Raw genomic sequence first — 17,100 nt, 5'->3', positions numbered from 1 at the left:
TGCGTATATTACGCTTTCTGATTTGAAAGTCAAGATAATATTTTCAACTTTTTCATTTATTTATGAAAGACTTAAAAACGTTATGTTGACTTGGCTCACAGTGACAATCTGAGAGCGAAATAAAAGCCCGTTCTATTGAACGGGCACTTATTCAAATTCAAGCCTGGCGATGTCCTACTCTCACATGGGGAAACCCCACACTACCATCGGCGCTATTACGTTTCACTTCTGAGTTCGGCATGGGATCAGGTGGGTCCATAACGCTATGGTCGCCAAGCAAATTCTTTCTATCTACCTCAATAAGAGATAAATAATAATCTGGAAAGCTGTTTCTCTATATAAAGAGCTGTTCTTAATCACATTCAATCTGTTTCTTGTTACTTCAAATCCGTTCAAAACCCCTTGGGTGTTGTATGGTTAAGCCTCACGGGCAATTAGTACAGGTTAGCTCAATGCCTCGCAGCACTTACACACCCTGCCTATCTACGTCGTAGTCTCCAACAACCCTTTAGGATACGTAAAGTATCAGGGATGACTCATCTCAAGGCTCGCTTCACGCTTAGATGCTTTCAGCGTTTATCGATCCCGAACTTAGCTACCGGGCAATGCTACTGGCGTAACAACCCGAACACCAGAGGTTCGTCCACTCCGGTCCTCTCGTACTAGGAGCAGCCCCTTTCAATCATCCAACGCCCACGGCAGATAGGGACCGAACTGTCTCACGACGTTCTAAACCCAGCTCGCGTACCACTTTAAATGGCGAACAGCCATACCCTTGGGACCGACTTCAGCCCCAGGATGTGATGAGCCGACATCGAGGTGCCAAACACCGCCGTCGATATGAACTCTTGGGCGGTATCAGCCTGTTATCCCCGGAGTACCTTTTATCCGTTGAGCGATGGCCCTTCCATTCAGAACCACCGGATCACTATGACCTGCTTTCGCACCTGCTCGAATTGTCATTCTCGCAGTCAAGCGGGCTTATGCCATTGCACTAACCACACGATGTCCAACCGTGTTTAGCCCACCTTCGTGCTCCTCCGTTACTCTTTGGGAGGAGACCGCCCCAGTCAAACTACCCACCAGGCACTGTCCGCAACCCCGATAAGGGGCCAACGTTAGAACATCAAGCATACAAGGGTGGTATTTCAAGATTGCCTCCACCAATACTAGCGTACTGGTTTCAAAGGCTCCCACCTATCCTACACATGTAGGGTCAATGTTCAGTGCCAAGCTGTAGTAAAGGTTCACGGGGTCTTTCCGTCTAGCCGCGGGTACACTGCATCTTCACAGCGATTTCAATTTCACTGAGTCTCGGGTGGAGACAGCGTGGCCATCATTACGCCATTCGTGCAGGTCGGAACTTACCCGACAAGGAATTTCGCTACCTTAGGACCGTTATAGTTACGGCCGCCGTTTACTTGGGCTTCGATCAAGAGCTTCGACCGAAGTCTAACCCCATCAATTAACCTTCAAGCACCGGGCAGGCGTCACACCGTATACGTCATCTTACGATTTAGCACAGTGCTATGTTTTTAATAAACAGTTGCAGCCACCTGGTATCTGCGACTCCCGGCAGCTTAGAGAGCAAGTCTCATCACCGCTAGGAGCGTACCTTCTCCCGAAGTTACGGTACCATTTTGCCTAGTTCCTTCACCCGAGTTCTCTCAAGCGCCTTAGTATTCTCTACTCGACCACCTGTGTCGGTTTGGGGTACGATTCCTTATAATCTGAAGCTTAGAGGCTTTTCCTGGAAGTATGGCATCAATAGCTTCACATCCGTAGATGCTCGACATCGTGTCTCAGCCTAACAAGAGTCCGGATTTACCTAAACTCTTAGCCTACGCACTTGAACTTGGACGACCGTCGCCAAGCCTACCTAGCCTTCTCCGTCCCCCCATCGCAATTATAAGAAGTACGGGAATATTAACCCGTTTCCCATCGACTACGCTTTTCAGCCTCGCCTTAGGGGTCGACTTACCCTGCCCCGATTAACGTTGGACAGGAACCCTTGGTCTTCCGGCGAGGGGGTTTTTCACCCCCTTTATCGTTACTCATGTCAGCATTCGCACTTCTGATACCTCCAGCAGCCCTTACAGACCACCTTCAACGGCTTACAGAACGCTCCCCTACCCAACACAATAAATTGCATTGCCGCAGCTTCGGTGTATAGCTTAGCCCCGTTACATCTTCCGCGCAGGCCGACTCGACCAGTGAGCTATTACGCTTTCTTTAAATGATGGCTGCTTCTAAGCCAACATCCTGGCTGTCTGAGCCTTCCCACATCGTTTCCCACTTAGCTATAACTTTGGGACCTTAGCTGGCGGTCTGGGTTGTTTCCCTCTCCACGACGGACGTTAGCACCCGCCGTGTGTCTCCCGGATAGTACTTACTGGTATTCGGAGTTTGCAAAGGGTTGGTAAGTCGGGATGACCCCCTAGCCTTAACAGTGCTCTACCCCCAGTAGTATTCGTCCGAGGCTCTACCTAAATAGATTTCGGGGAGAACCAGCTATCTCCAAGTTTGATTGGCCTTTCACCCCTAGCCACAAGTCATCCGCTAATTTTTCAACATTAGTCGGTTCGGTCCTCCAGTTGATGTTACTCAACCTTCAACCTGCCCATGGCTAGATCACTTGGTTTCGGGTCTATATCCAGAGACTGAACGCCCAGTTAAGACTCGGTTTCCCTACGGCTCCCCTAAACGGTTAACCTTGCCACTGAATATAAGTCGCTGACCCATTATACAAAAGGTACGCAGTCACATAACAAGTATGCTCCTACTGCTTGTACGTACACGGTTTCAGGTTCTATTTCACTCCCCTCACAGGGGTTCTTTTCGCCTTTCCCTCACGGTACTGGTTCACTATCGGTCAGTCAGTAGTATTTAGCCTTGGAGGATGGTCCCCCCATATTCAGACAGGATATCACGTGTCCCGCCTTACTCGTTTTCACTGATGATGAGATGTCGGTTACGGGGCTATCACCCTGTATCGCGGCACTTTCCAGAGCCTTCACCTGTCTCATTAAAAGCTTAAGGGCTAACCCAATTTCGCTCGCCGCTACTTTCGGGATCTCGGTTGATTTCTCTTCCTCGGGGTACTTAGATGTTTCAGTTCTCCCGGTTTGCCTCACTACACTATGTATTCATGTAGTGATACTAGCTTATGCTAGTGGGTTTCCCCATTCAGAAATCGTAGACTCAAATGGTTTTTACTACCTAATCTACGCTTATCGCAAGTTAATACGTCTTTCATCGCCTCTGACTGCCAAGGCATCCACCGTGTACGCTTAGTCACTTAACCATACAACCCCAAGAGGTTTCGTATGGCATAAACAACCAAGGTTGAACTCGTCATTGCGAGTTCTGGTTTTTCGCCGGATTCAAAATACAAGAACACTTGAATGTGTTTTTAGTTTGTTTATCTAAGATAAACAAAAGATATTAAGAACTTTTAAATTTTGATTTAGATAACTCGTAAGTTATTTAAATCAGTCAGCTTTCCAAATTGTTAAAGAGCAATGTTTCTTTCGAAACCATTTTTAAAGATTCTCAAGGAGAATACTTAAAGATGGTGGGCGATACCGGGCTCGAACCAGTGACCCCCTCCTTGTAAGGGAGGTGCTCTCCCAACTGAGCTAATCGCCCACGAAAGTTTTAATTCCTTCGTGAGAAAGAATGGTGGGTCGTGCAGGATTCGAACCTGCGACCAATTGATTAAAAGTCAACTGCTCTACCAACTGAGCTAACGACCCAATGGTATCCCGTAGGGGAGTCGAACCCCTGTTACCGCCGTGAAAGGGCGGTGTCCTAGGCCTCTAGACGAACGGGACACTGGATATTTGAAGGTGTTGGGCACCTTCTATTGCTTCTTTACGTTTTTAACCTAATCAATCTGTGTGAACACTCATAAATCGTAATCTATCGTTTAAGGAGGTGATCCAGCCCCAGGTTCCCCTAGGGCTACCTTGTTACGACTTCACCCCAGTCATGAACCACAAAGTGGTGAGCGTCCTCCCGAAGGTTAAACTACCCACTTCTTTTGCAGCCCACTCCCATGGTGTGACGGGCGGTGTGTACAAGGCCCGGGAACGTATTCACCGTAGCATTCTGATCTACGATTACTAGCGATTCCGACTTCACGGAGTCGAGTTGCAGACTCCGATCCGGACTACGACGCACTTTTTGGGATTCGCTTACTATCGCTAGTTTGCAGCCCTCTGTATGCGCCATTGTAGCACGTGTGTAGCCCTACTCGTAAGGGCCATGATGACTTGACGTCGTCCCCACCTTCCTCCGGTTTATCACCGGCAGTCTCCCTGGAGTTCCCACCATTACGTGCTGGCAAACAAGGATAAGGGTTGCGCTCGTTGCGGGACTTAACCCAACATTTCACAACACGAGCTGACGACAGCCATGCAGCACCTGTCTCAGAGCTCCCGAAGGCACTAAGCTATCTCTAGCGAATTCTCTGGATGTCAAGAGTAGGTAAGGTTCTTCGCGTTGCATCGAATTAAACCACATGCTCCACCGCTTGTGCGGGCCCCCGTCAATTCATTTGAGTTTTAATCTTGCGACCGTACTCCCCAGGCGGTCTACTTAACGCGTTAGCTCCGAAAGCCACGGCTCAAGGCCACAACCTCCAAGTAGACATCGTTTACGGCGTGGACTACCAGGGTATCTAATCCTGTTTGCTCCCCACGCTTTCGCATCTGAGTGTCAGTGTCTGTCCAGGGGGCCGCCTTCGCCACTGGTATTCCTTCAGATCTCTACGCATTTCACCGCTACACCTGAAATTCTACCCCCCTCTACAGCACTCTAGTTCACCAGTTTCAAATGCGGTTCCGAGGTTGAGCCCCGGGCTTTCACATCTGACTTAATGAACCACCTGCATGCGCTTTACGCCCAGTAATTCCGATTAACGCTCGCACCCTCCGTATTACCGCGGCTGCTGGCACGGAGTTAGCCGGTGCTTCTTCTGTAGGTAACGTCAAACGAAGCCGCTATTAACGACAACGCCTTCCTCCCTACTGAAAGTACTTTACAACCCGAAGGCCTTCTTCATACACGCGGCATGGCTGCATCAGGCTTTCGCCCATTGTGCAATATTCCCCACTGCTGCCTCCCGTAGGAGTCTGGACCGTGTCTCAGTTCCAGTGTGGCTGATCATCCTCTCAGACCAGCTAGAGATCGTCGCCTTGGTGAGCTCTTACCTCACCAACTAGCTAATCTCACCTGGGCTAATCTTAGCGCGAGAGGCCCGAAGGTCCCCCTCTTTGGTCCGAAGACATTATGCGGTATTAGCTATCGTTTCCAATAGTTATCCCCCACACTAAGGCATATTCCCAGGCATTACTCACCCGTCCGCCGCTCGTCAGCAAATTAGCAAGCTAATTTCTGTTACCGCTCGACTTGCATGTGTTAGGCCTGCCGCCAGCGTTCAATCTGAGCCATGATCAAACTCTTCAATTAAAGTTTTTTGGTTGCTCTGTCTTTTCTATAAAGAGAAGCAGAAACAAAACCGGCTCAATGATTAATACTGATTGTTACATAAAAGTAATTTTGTGTAGTCACTCAGTTCATTGATTATTTTTATTTGCTTTCGCAAATAGTGATTATCAACTCACAAGTGCCCACACAGATTGATTTGGTTAAATTGTTAAAGAGCGTTGTCTTTCAACGACTTAGCGTTACCACTTCGTCGCTTCAGGCTGCGTATAATACGCTGTCTGATTTGAAAGTCAAGATAATATTTTCAACTTTTTCATTTAATTATGAATGAGTTAAAAACGCTATGTTGACTTGGCTCACAGTGACAATCTGAGAGCGAAATAAAAGCCCGTTCTATTGAACGGGCTCTTACTCAAATTCAAGCCTGGCGATGTCCTACTCTCACATGGGGAAACCCCACACTACCATCGGCGCTATTACGTTTCACTTCTGAGTTCGGCATGGGATCAGGTGGGTCCATAACGCTATGGTCGCCAAGCAAATTCTTTCTATCTACCTCAATAAGAGATAAATAATAATCTGGAAAGCTGTTTCTCTATATAAAGAGCTGTTCTTAATCACATTCAATACGTTTCTTGCAACTTCAAATCCGTTCAAAACCCCTTGGGTGTTGTATGGTTAAGCCTCACGGGCAATTAGTACAGGTTAGCTCAATGCCTCGCAGCACTTACACACCCTGCCTATCAACGTCGTAGTCTTCAACAACCCTTTAGGATACTTAAAGTATCAGGGATGACTCATCTCAAGGCTCGCTTCACGCTTAGATGCTTTCAGCGTTTATCGATCCCGAACTTAGCTACCGGGCAATGCTACTGGCGTAACAACCCGAACACCAGAGGTTCGTCCACTCCGGTCCTCTCGTACTAGGAGCAGCCCCTTTCAATCATCCAACGCCCACGGCAGATAGGGACCGAACTGTCTCACGACGTTCTAAACCCAGCTCGCGTACCACTTTAAATGGCGAACAGCCATACCCTTGGGACCGACTTCAGCCCCAGGATGTGATGAGCCGACATCGAGGTGCCAAACACCGCCGTCGATATGAACTCTTGGGCGGTATCAGCCTGTTATCCCCGGAGTACCTTTTATCCGTTGAGCGATGGCCCTTCCATTCAGAACCACCGGATCACTATGACCTGCTTTCGCACCTGCTCGAATTGTCATTCTCGCAGTCAAGCGGGCTTATGCCATTGCACTAACCACACGATGTCCAACCGTGTTTAGCCCACCTTCGTGCTCCTCCGTTACTCTTTGGGAGGAGACCGCCCCAGTCAAACTACCCACCAGGCACTGTCCGCAACCCCGATAAGGGGCCAACGTTAGAACATCAAGCATACAAGGGTGGTATTTCAAGATTGCCTCCACCAATACTAGCGTACTGGTTTCAAAGGCTCCCACCTATCCTACACATGTAGGGTCAATGTTCAGTGCCAAGCTGTAGTAAAGGTTCACGGGGTCTTTCCGTCTAGCCGCGGGTACACTGCATCTTCACAGCGATTTCAATTTCACTGAGTCTCGGGTGGAGACAGCGTGGCCATCATTACGCCATTCGTGCAGGTCGGAACTTACCCGACAAGGAATTTCGCTACCTTAGGACCGTTATAGTTACGGCCGCCGTTTACTTGGGCTTCGATCAAGAGCTTCGACCGAAGTCTAACCCCATCAATTAACCTTCAAGCACCGGGCAGGCGTCACACCGTATACGTCATCTTACGATTTAGCACAGTGCTATGTTTTTAATAAACAGTTGCAGCCACCTGGTATCTGCGACTCCCGGCAGCTTAGAGAGCAAGTCTCATCACCGCTAGGAGCGTACCTTCTCCCGAAGTTACGGTACCATTTTGCCTAGTTCCTTCACCCGAGTTCTCTCAAGCGCCTTAGTATTCTCTACTCGACCACCTGTGTCGGTTTGGGGTACGATTCCTTATAATCTGAAGCTTAGAGGCTTTTCCTGGAAGTATGGCATCAATAGCTTCACATCCGTAGATGCTCGACATCGTGTCTCAGCCTAACAAGAGTCCGGATTTACCTAAACTCTTAGCCTACGCACTTGAACTTGGACGACCGTCGCCAAGCCTACCTAGCCTTCTCCGTCCCCCCATCGCAATTATAAGAAGTACGGGAATATTAACCCGTTTCCCATCGACTACGCTTTTCAGCCTCGCCTTAGGGGTCGACTTACCCTGCCCCGATTAACGTTGGACAGGAACCCTTGGTCTTCCGGCGAGGGGGTTTTTCACCCCCTTTATCGTTACTCATGTCAGCATTCGCACTTCTGATACCTCCAGCAGCCCTTACAGACCACCTTCAACGGCTTACAGAACGCTCCCCTACCCAGCACAATAAATTGCACTGCCGCAGCTTCGGTGTATAGCTTAGCCCCGTTACATCTTCCGCGCAGGCCGACTCGACCAGTGAGCTATTACGCTTTCTTTAAATGATGGCTGCTTCTAAGCCAACATCCTGGCTGTCTGAGCCTTCCCACATCGTTTCCCACTTAGCTATAACTTTGGGACCTTAGCTGGCGGTCTGGGTTGTTTCCCTCTCCACGACGGACGTTAGCACCCGCCGTGTGTCTCCCGGATAGTACTTACTGGTATTCGGAGTTTGCAAAGGGTTGGTAAGTCGGGATGACCCCCTAGCCTTAACAGTGCTCTACCCCCAGTAGTATTCGTCCGAGGCTCTACCTAAATAGATTTCGGGGAGAACCAGCTATCTCCAAGTTTGATTGGCCTTTCACCCCTAGCCACAAGTCATCCGCTAATTTTTCAACATTAGTCGGTTCGGTCCTCCAGTTGATGTTACTCAACCTTCAACCTGCCCATGGCTAGATCACTTGGTTTCGGGTCTATATCCAGAGACTGAACGCCCAGTTAAGACTCGGTTTCCCTACGGCTCCCCTAAACGGTTAACCTTGCCACTGAATATAAGTCGCTGACCCATTATACAAAAGGTACGCAGTCACATAACAAGTATGCTCCTACTGCTTGTACGTACACGGTTTCAGGTTCTATTTCACTCCCCTCACAGGGGTTCTTTTCGCCTTTCCCTCACGGTACTGGTTCACTATCGGTCAGTCAGTAGTATTTAGCCTTGGAGGATGGTCCCCCCATATTCAGACAGGATATCACGTGTCCCGCCTTACTCGTTTTCACTGATGATGAGATGTCGGTTACAGGGCTATCACCTTGTATCGCGCCACTTTCCAGAGGCTTCACCTGTCTCATTAAAAGCTTAAGGGCTAACCCAATTTCGCTCGCCGCTACTTTCGGGATCTCGGTTGATTTCTCTTCCTCGGGGTACTTAGATGTTTCAGTTCTCCCGGTTTGCCTCGCTGCGCTATGTATTCACGCAGCGATACTAGCTTATGCTAGTGGGTTTCCCCATTCAGAAATCGTAGACTCAAATGGTTTTTACTACCTAATCTACGCTTATCGCAAGTTAATACGTCTTTCATCGCCTCTGACTGCCAAGGCATCCACCGTGTACGCTTAGTCACTTAACCATACAACCCCAAGAGGTTTCGTATGGACCATTTGCTTTCACTTTTCAAAAGTGAAGACAAAACAGCAACCAAGGTTGAACTCGTCGCTATCTCTGTATAAAAGATAGGGAGTTCTGGTTTTTCGCCGGATTCAAAATACAAGAACACTTGAATGTGTTTTTAGTTTGTTTATCTAAAAATAAACAAAAGATATTAAGAACTTTTAAATTTTGATTTAACTTAATTACAGCCTGAGCTGTTTTGTTTTACTTTTTCAAAAGTAAAAATAAATTAAGCTAAATCAGTCAGCTTTCCAAATTGTTAAAGAGCAATTGTTTTTCAACCTAATAAAAGGTTTCGAAACCATTTTTAAAGACTCTCAAAGAGAATACTTAAAGATGGTGGAGCTATGCGGGATCGAACCGCAGACCTCTTCGCTGCCAGCGAAGCGCTCTCCCAGCTGAGCTATAGCCCCACATAACGTCTCTTTTATTTTTTAACCTAATCAATCTGTGTGAACACTCATAAATTGCAATCTATCGTTTAAGGAGGTGATCCAGCCCCAGGTTCCCCTAGGGCTACCTTGTTACGACTTCACCCCAGTCATGAACCACAAAGTGGTGAGCGTCCTCCCGAAGGTTAAACTACCCACTTCTTTTGCAGCCCACTCCCATGGTGTGACGGGCGGTGTGTACAAGGCCCGGGAACGTATTCACCGTGACATTCTGATTCACGATTACTAGCGATTCCGACTTCACGGAGTCGAGTTGCAGACTCCGATCCGGACTACGACGCACTTTTTGGGATTCGCTCACTATCGCTAGCTTGCTGCCCTCTGTATGCGCCATTGTAGCACGTGTGTAGCCCTACTCGTAAGGGCCATGATGACTTGACGTCGTCCCCACCTTCCTCCGGTTTATCACCGGCAGTCTCCCTGGAGTTCCCACCATTACGTGCTGGCAAACAAGGATAAGGGTTGCGCTCGTTGCGGGACTTAACCCAACATTTCACAACACGAGCTGACGACAGCCATGCAGCACCTGTCTCAGAGCTCCCGAAGGCACTAAGCTATCTCTAGCGAATTCTCTGGATGTCAAGAGTAGGTAAGGTTCTTCGCGTTGCATCGAATTAAACCACATGCTCCACCGCTTGTGCGGGCCCCCGTCAATTCATTTGAGTTTTAATCTTGCGACCGTACTCCCCAGGCGGTCTACTTAACGCGTTAGCTCCGAAAGCCACGGCTCAAGGCCACAACCTCCAAGTAGACATCGTTTACGGCGTGGACTACCAGGGTATCTAATCCTGTTTGCTCCCCACGCTTTCGCATCTGAGTGTCAGTGTCTGTCCAGGGGGCCGCCTTCGCCACTGGTATTCCTTCAGATCTCTACGCATTTCACCGCTACACCTGAAATTCTACCCCCCTCTACAGCACTCTAGTTCACCAGTTTCAAATGCGGTTCCGAGGTTGAGCCCCGGGCTTTCACATCTGACTTAATGAACCACCTGCATGCGCTTTACGCCCAGTAATTCCGATTAACGCTCGCACCCTCCGTATTACCGCGGCTGCTGGCACGGAGTTAGCCGGTGCTTCTTCTGTCGCTAACGTCAAGATGTGCAGCTATTAACTACACACCCTTCCTCACGACTGAAAGTACTTTACAACCCGAAGGCCTTCTTCATACACGCGGCATGGCTGCATCAGGCTTTCGCCCATTGTGCAATATTCCCCACTGCTGCCTCCCGTAGGAGTCTGGACCGTGTCTCAGTTCCAGTGTGGCTGATCATCCTCTCAGACCAGCTAGAGATCGTCGCCTTGGTGAGCTCTTACCTCACCAACAAGCTAATCTCACCTGGGCTAATCTTAGCGCGAGAGGTCCGAAGATCCCCCTCTTTGGTCCGAAGACGTTATGCGGTATTAGCTATCGTTTCCAATAGTTATCCCCCACACTAAGGCATATTCCCAGGCATTACTCACCCGTCCGCCGCTCGTCAGCGAATTAGCAAGCTAATTCCTGTTACCGCTCGACTTGCATGTGTTAGGCCTGCCGCCAGCGTTCAATCTGAGCCATGATCAAACTCTTCAATTAAAGTTTTTTGGTTGCTCTGTCTTTTCTATAAAGAGAAGCAGAAACAAAACCGGCTCAATGATTAATACTGATTGTTACATAAAAGTAATTTTGTGTAGTCACTCAGTTCATTGATTATTTTGTTTGTCTTACTTCGAGAAGTAAGAGTAAACTAGTTGATTATCAACTCACAAGTGCCCACACAGATTGATTTGGTTAAATTGTTAAAGAGCGTTGTCTTTCAACCACTTAGCGTTTCAGCTTCGTCATTTCAGGCTGCGTATAATACCTAGCCAGACTTTTAAGTCAAGGGTTATTTAAAACTAATTTTAAATACTCAAAACTTAATGTTCTTCAGGGTTAAGCTATTACTTTTCCCTTGGGAACGGATGCGCATTATAGGGAGCTAAAAGTGTTTCGCAAGTACTTTTTCAATATTCCAATCTAAGTGATTATTTTCTACACAGATCACTTTTTTTCAAACAAAAGCCCTACAAGAAATGAACAATGGCTTAATTAGTTGGCAATTGATAAATAATATAAGTAGTATCAATGTGATTTTATTGTTAATTCATCACTTTCCATTTATTTATTAGACCTTACTTATCATGAAATCTACTAACTCAAATATTATTATTATTGTTATTGCTGCACTAGGTGCAGGTGCAATGTCGCTATTCCCAACGGTATCTCCCGCTTTTGCTTTCGCTTTTGGCGCAGTAATTACAGGTTTTACATTATTAACTATTAATAAAGCTCCAACTAAGCCAAGTACAAAGACATCTGTTGATGATACTCAAACAACAGATCAAGCAAGTACAACTCTTTATGTTGGTAATTTGCCTTACCGTGCAAATGAATCAGATGTAAAAGATCTATTTGCTGAATTCGGTGATGTATTTGCCGTGCGTTTAATGAAAGACAAACGTACAGGTAAACGAAGAGGCTTTGGTTTTGTTGTTGTTGCAAGTAAAGATGCGGATAACGTTATCGAAAACTTAAACAATAACGAATTTGATCAGCGTACACTTAAAGTTCGTATTGCTAACGATCCTAAAACTTCGGGTAATCCAAATATTGAAGAGGACTAAATTCTAGTTCTCTAAATGTTTTATTTAGTGCCTCTTCATTCTTTGTAGGGGCACTACAATACACTTCTCCTTTCTGTTCACTTTGACCTCCCCTTTCTATCGTCCCTAATAACTGTGTCACTCTTCTTGCAATGGCTTCACCAGAGTCGATAAGTAAAACGTTATTATTAAGTACTTTTTTAATTTCACTTTTTAAGAATGGGAAATGCGTGCAACCAAGAACGATAGTATCTACCGTCTCTTTCCATGGTAATAAAATTTCTTCTAGTTCTTTTAAATCTACGTTTTTTCCAATCATCTTCTCTTCTGCCATTTCAACTAAACGTGTTGAACCTAATAGTTGCACATCGGATATCGGAGCAAAAGATTTGATAAGATCATAAGTATAACTGCGCTTTACTGTCGCAGGGGTCGCTAGCAAACCAATTTTCTTAGATACCAACGCTGCAGGTTTAATCGCAGGGACAACACCAACAACAGGAATAGAAAGTTTTTCTCTAAGAGTAGGAAGAACAATTGTACTTGCAGTATTGCATGCGATAACAATAATATCAATAGGAAACAGGCTACATAGTTGAGCTATTATGTGTGTTGTACGCTCTATCAATACAGATTCAGTTAACTCACCATATGGAAATGCTGCGTTATCGAATGCGTAAATATATTTCTCTGAAGGTAATTGTTGTTGGATCTCTTTATATACAGATAATCCACCGACACCTGAATCAAAAATTAAAATGTGTTTTGGCATAACTAAAACCACAGACTCTATTTAAATCGATATGAGAACTTAAGGGACTTATCATACCGCCTGCACTATTTTTGTAAAATAGAAGCGCTATAACGTAAATGAGTAAAACGTTCTTGTTCATCAACCTTAAGATCAAATAATTGAATAGCTCCTTTAAAACAAGGCGCTTGGATAACTAAAGTATGAAACTCACCATCCTCACCACATGGATCTACTTTCTCAGGTAATTCAATTAAAAGTTCTTTAGTATATTCTCTACCGCAAAAATAGTTACTTAACTGAGTTCCATCTGTTGTAACTAAAATTGTTTTAATTCCACAAGAAATAATTTCGCTTGCCAAATCATAGCTAGATTGACCAACAAGAGGAAACACACACTCCCAACCCGCCTCTTCTATATAACTTTTTCGATATTCTACAATGCCATTACAAAACATATCTCCAAAGGCTACAGCCTCAAACTCAATACCACATCCCTTTAAACCATTAACGACTAAGTTTTGATATTCATTATTGGTAGGGAACACCGTGGGTAGTTCAATCGCAATTAATGGTAACTCAACTAAATCAGCTTGCATTTGAACAACAGAAATAGGAGTTGCTTGAAAAGGTACTTCATTTGCTACATGGGTTGTATATAAAGCAACAACCTCATAATCAGGATTTTGAAGTAAACGGATAAGAGTGAGTGTTGAATCTTTTCCAGAAGACCAACTGATGATAACTTTCTTTTTCATATGAACCTCAGAAAAGAAAAAACCGCCGATGAATGGCGGTTTAAGTAAATGTATAACTTAGAATTTATATGTTGCCGTTCCGTAATAACTACGTTCTTGTGTATTATAACCACCCGCAGTTTCATATTCCTCATTAAACATATTAGCAATTCGAGCGCTTACCGAAAAAGAGTCAGTTATAAAATAAGTTCCAGCAAGATCAAAAAGTGAATACGAATCAAGCATATCACCACCTGAATAATCTAAGCGTTCACCTTGATATAAATAACTCAAATCAAATAGGAAATCATTAATTGCATATGAACTATTCCATTTTCCACTCTTTTTTGCTCTTCGTGCTAAAACCTCACCAGTTTCTTCATTTTTAGGATCCATCCAATCAAAACTCACTTGATGGAAAATTGGTCCTGTATCAAAACTACTGGATATTTCTATTCCTTCAATTGTTGCTTTATCTACATTCTCACTAGGTTTGCCATAAGCAATTAAATCTGTAATTTTATTTTTATATGCAGCTAAACGAACAGTAGTTAACGAATAATCAACAATAAGTGCAACTTCCATATTTTCTGATTGTTCTGGCTTTAAATCTGGGTTACCACTATCGCCATAAATAGGGTTAGTTGAATAAAGATCATTAAATGTAGGAGCTCTAAATGCAGTTCCTGAATTAAAAGTAAGTTTATAATGTTCTATAACTTGGTAGCCAACACCAAATTGCCACGTTATATTGTTGCCATAACGCTGATTATCATCATTTCTTAAACTAGCTTCCAACTGGAGGTTGTCTTTTTGATAAACTCCCGTTACAAAACCGGCTAAATTTGTTCTTGAGGTTTCATCAAATGTTGCAGCATCTGTTGAATTAGATACATCATCTTTATACCAATCAATACCACCTCCAACATTTAACTCATTGGTTAATTGATAAAAGCTATTCAAATAAATAGAGTCGCGCTGAGTTTCAAAAACAGCATCAGTATAAACACCAGCCCAAGAACTATAAGCATGTTCATCATTATGATCCTGATTAGTTGCCACAACTAATGACGTTACCCATTTATTCGTTTTATATTCATTACTCAAAGCTACATTATAATTCTTACTATCTTTATATGACGCAGCTGGATCATAATCTACTGAACCTTCGCTATAATCAATATTTACTCGGCTAGTAAATGATTCTGAGAATTTATATGCTAATTCTAAAGATAAATTATTACTTTCAAATCCATCATTATCACTATCTTTACTGGGATCATAATAACTATTCGATTCACTATATGCAGAAAAGCCATCTTCTTTTTCTTGGCTAACTGCTACTTTTACATATAAATTATCATTTACTTTTGTACTTGTTACTGCACTTAGTTGTTGATATTGATTAGAACCAAAACCACCACTAATTTCTGTATATTCATCAATTGTTGATGTAATTATATTAATTACACCACCAATAGCATCTGCACCATAAATAGCAGTACGAGGCCCTCTAATATACTCAACTCTTTCTACACCATTTAATGAAATAGCATTAATAGCAGCAACGCCTGAAGTTGCACTACCTAATCTCACCCCATTCATTAAAATAAGTACATGATCAGATTCTGTTCCACGAATAAATAAACTCGTTTTCTGACCATAACCACCATTTTTTCCAATTTGAACACCTGGCAGTCGACGTAGTACTTCATCAAGAGATTTAGCTTGCATCGCTTCAATTTCTTCTTTAGTAACCACTTCTACTGGCGCAATGACATCTTTCGCTGACTGCTCAAATCTATTAGCAGTGACAACCATAGTTTCATCAGTTTCAGTTGTGGTGTTTTGGGCAAATACAGGGGAAGTATAGGTGTGAGAAAGCAGCGACACTATTGCAGTCGCAAGGGCAGTTTTTTTCATTTCCATTGTTTCCTAAAATCGCGTTAAGTCCATATAGCAATGCATAATGCATTACTTATTGTTGGCCGGTATTCGGACTTGAGAGCAGTTAACCTACGGTACTCACTTCCCATCATTTTTCTCGATATCCTTTCCATACAGAAAAATAACAGTGTGAATAATAGTTGTACCTTCGTTCTCTCTTACCGCTGCGCGTCAGTTCTGGATTTTCACCAGATTCCCTTTTCAGGCTATTATCAAAAATGAAAATAGCGCACCAACATGGCCGGAATAGTAATGGCGTACGTTATATTTGTCTAGGTTTATGCGCTTAATATCGCAGCACAAATCCAATTAGTTTCGACCAATCACACACAAATACTGGACAACAGATCTCTATCGCATAAAATCGGCGCTCTTATTTTGAGCAGCGCGAGGCAAGACAATGACACAATCCGTCATGAACCCAGAAAATTATCAAGTACAGTTAGATGAAAAAGCAGAAACACTGTCTGCTCTATTTTCTGAATTTGACGTTCCAGAATTGGAAGTCTTTTCTTCTCCTGCTGAAAACTACCGTATGCGTGCAGAATTTCGAGTTTGGCATGAAGGTGATGACATGTATTACGTCATGTTCGATCAAAAAACCAAAGAGAAGTACCGTGTAGATTATTTCTTACCAGCCACTCGTCTTATTAACGACCTAATGCCACTTCTTGCTGAAGCTGTAAAAGAAAGTAAAACACTTCGCTATAAAATGTTTCAGGTTGATTTTTTATCAACTCTCAGCGGTGAGATCTTGGTATCTATGCTTTACCACCGTCAACTAGACGATGCTTGGAAAGAAGAAGCCGCAGCATTAAAGCAACGTTTAAACGATGAAGGATTTAATTTAAATCTAATTGGTCGTGCTCGAAAAATGAAAATCGTTCTAGACCAAGAGTTTGTAATTGAAAAACTAAAAGTTAATGATGATATTTTGACTTATAAGCAAGTTGAAAACAGCTTTACACAACCTAACGGTATTGTAGCTCAAAAAATGTTGGAGTGGGCTGTAGATTGTACTCAAAACAGCCAAGGCGATTTATTAGAACTTTACTGTGGTAATGGTAACTTCTCTTTAGCATTAGCTAAAAACTTTGATCGTGTACTTGCTACAGAGCTTGCAAAGCCTTCTGTAGACTCAGCTCAATATAATATAGCTGCCAATAATATTGATAATGTGCAAATTATTCGTATGTCAGCAGAAGATTTTACTGATGCAATGGAAGGTAAACGCGAATTCAGACGCTTAAAAGATCAAAATGTTGATCTGAAAAGCTATAACTGCAATACCATTTTTGTCGATCCACCACGCTCAGGTATGGATGAAGGCACTTGTAAAATGGTTCAAGGCTATGAACGCATAATGTACATCTCTTGCAACCCTGATACATTAAAAGAAAACCTTGAGATATTAAGCAAAACACACAACATCACTCGTTTTGCTCTTTTCGACCAGTTCCCATATACACACCATATGGAAGCAGGTGTTTTCTTAGAAAGAAAATAATTCTAAACGTTTAAAAATAAAAAAGGC

General features: G+C 44.0%; 5 protein-coding genes, 4 tRNA genes, 6 rRNA genes and 1 riboswitch. Of the genes, 2 read left to right on the top strand and 13 right to left on the bottom strand.

Features of this window, described 5'->3' with window-relative positions:
• Window positions 1–161: 161 nt before the first annotated feature.
• The 10 genes from rrf (AC2IP4_RS00660) to AC2IP4_RS00615 form a co-directional block, all read right to left on the bottom strand.
• Window positions 162–277: ribosomal RNA gene (gene rrf, locus AC2IP4_RS00660) — 5S ribosomal RNA — on the bottom strand.
• Window positions 278–413: 136 nt separating this feature from the next.
• A 23S ribosomal RNA gene (locus tag AC2IP4_RS00655) occupies window positions 414–3,304 on the bottom strand.
• Window positions 3,305–3,572: 268 nt separating this feature from the next.
• Window positions 3,573–3,648 (bottom strand) — tRNA-Val (locus AC2IP4_RS00650).
• 31 nt (window positions 3,649–3,679) lie between these two features.
• Window positions 3,680–3,755, bottom strand: a tRNA-Lys gene (locus AC2IP4_RS00645).
• A gap of 2 nt (window positions 3,756–3,757) precedes the next feature.
• Window positions 3,758–3,833 (bottom strand) — tRNA-Glu (locus AC2IP4_RS00640).
• Window positions 3,834–3,929: 96 nt separating this feature from the next.
• Window positions 3,930–5,472 (bottom strand): 16S ribosomal RNA (locus AC2IP4_RS00635).
• Window positions 5,473–5,873: 401 nt separating this feature from the next.
• Window positions 5,874–5,989: ribosomal RNA gene (gene rrf, locus AC2IP4_RS00630) — 5S ribosomal RNA — on the bottom strand.
• 136 nt (window positions 5,990–6,125) lie between these two features.
• Window positions 6,126–9,016 (bottom strand): 23S ribosomal RNA (locus AC2IP4_RS00625).
• A gap of 378 nt (window positions 9,017–9,394) precedes the next feature.
• A tRNA-Ala gene (locus tag AC2IP4_RS00620) sits at window positions 9,395–9,470 on the bottom strand.
• 69 nt (window positions 9,471–9,539) lie between these two features.
• A 16S ribosomal RNA gene (locus tag AC2IP4_RS00615) occupies window positions 9,540–11,082 on the bottom strand.
• The 16S, 23S and 5S rRNA genes sit together here with 4 tRNA genes alongside, the layout of an rRNA operon.
• Before the next feature lie 587 nt (window positions 11,083–11,669).
• Here AC2IP4_RS00615 and AC2IP4_RS00610 point away from each other — a divergent pair.
• Window positions 11,670–12,152 carry an RNA-binding protein gene (locus tag AC2IP4_RS00610; protein WP_061013898.1) on the top strand — a complete coding sequence of 161 codons (483 nt, stop codon included), beginning with the start codon at window positions 11,670–11,672 and terminating at the stop codon, window positions 12,150–12,152.
• Here the strand turns inward: AC2IP4_RS00610 and murI are convergent.
• From murI to AC2IP4_RS00595, 3 genes are all read right to left on the bottom strand, one after another.
• On the bottom strand, window positions 12,115–12,903 hold the full coding sequence (gene murI, locus AC2IP4_RS00605) for a glutamate racemase (protein ID WP_486306802.1): 789 nt from the start codon (window positions 12,901–12,903) through the stop codon (window positions 12,115–12,117). The genes AC2IP4_RS00610 and murI overlap by 38 nt on opposite strands.
• Before the next feature lie 65 nt (window positions 12,904–12,968).
• Window positions 12,969–13,640: a Dph6-related ATP pyrophosphatase gene (locus tag AC2IP4_RS00600; protein WP_486306803.1), complete on the bottom strand. Its 672-nt coding sequence runs from the start codon at window positions 13,638–13,640 to the stop codon at window positions 12,969–12,971.
• Between the two features lie 57 nt (window positions 13,641–13,697).
• Window positions 13,698–15,542: a TonB-dependent receptor domain-containing protein gene (locus tag AC2IP4_RS00595; protein ID WP_486306804.1), complete on the bottom strand. Its 1,845-nt coding sequence runs from the start codon at window positions 15,540–15,542 to the stop codon at window positions 13,698–13,700.
• Between the two features lie 46 nt (window positions 15,543–15,588).
• A riboswitch (cobalamin riboswitch) is annotated at window positions 15,589–15,818 on the bottom strand.
• Window positions 15,819–15,966: 148 nt separating this feature from the next.
• Here AC2IP4_RS00595 and trmA point away from each other — a divergent pair.
• A complete protein-coding gene (trmA, locus tag AC2IP4_RS00590) occupies window positions 15,967–17,073 on the top strand; it encodes a tRNA (uridine(54)-C5)-methyltransferase TrmA (RefSeq protein ID WP_060993978.1) in 1,107 nt (368 codons plus the stop codon).
• Window positions 17,074–17,100: the final 27 nt, after the last annotated feature.

This window comes from Aliivibrio thorii (genome assembly GCF_057368585.1).
Note: the sequence above shows the minus strand (reverse complement) of the source record. Positions and strands in the feature narration are given on the sequence as shown.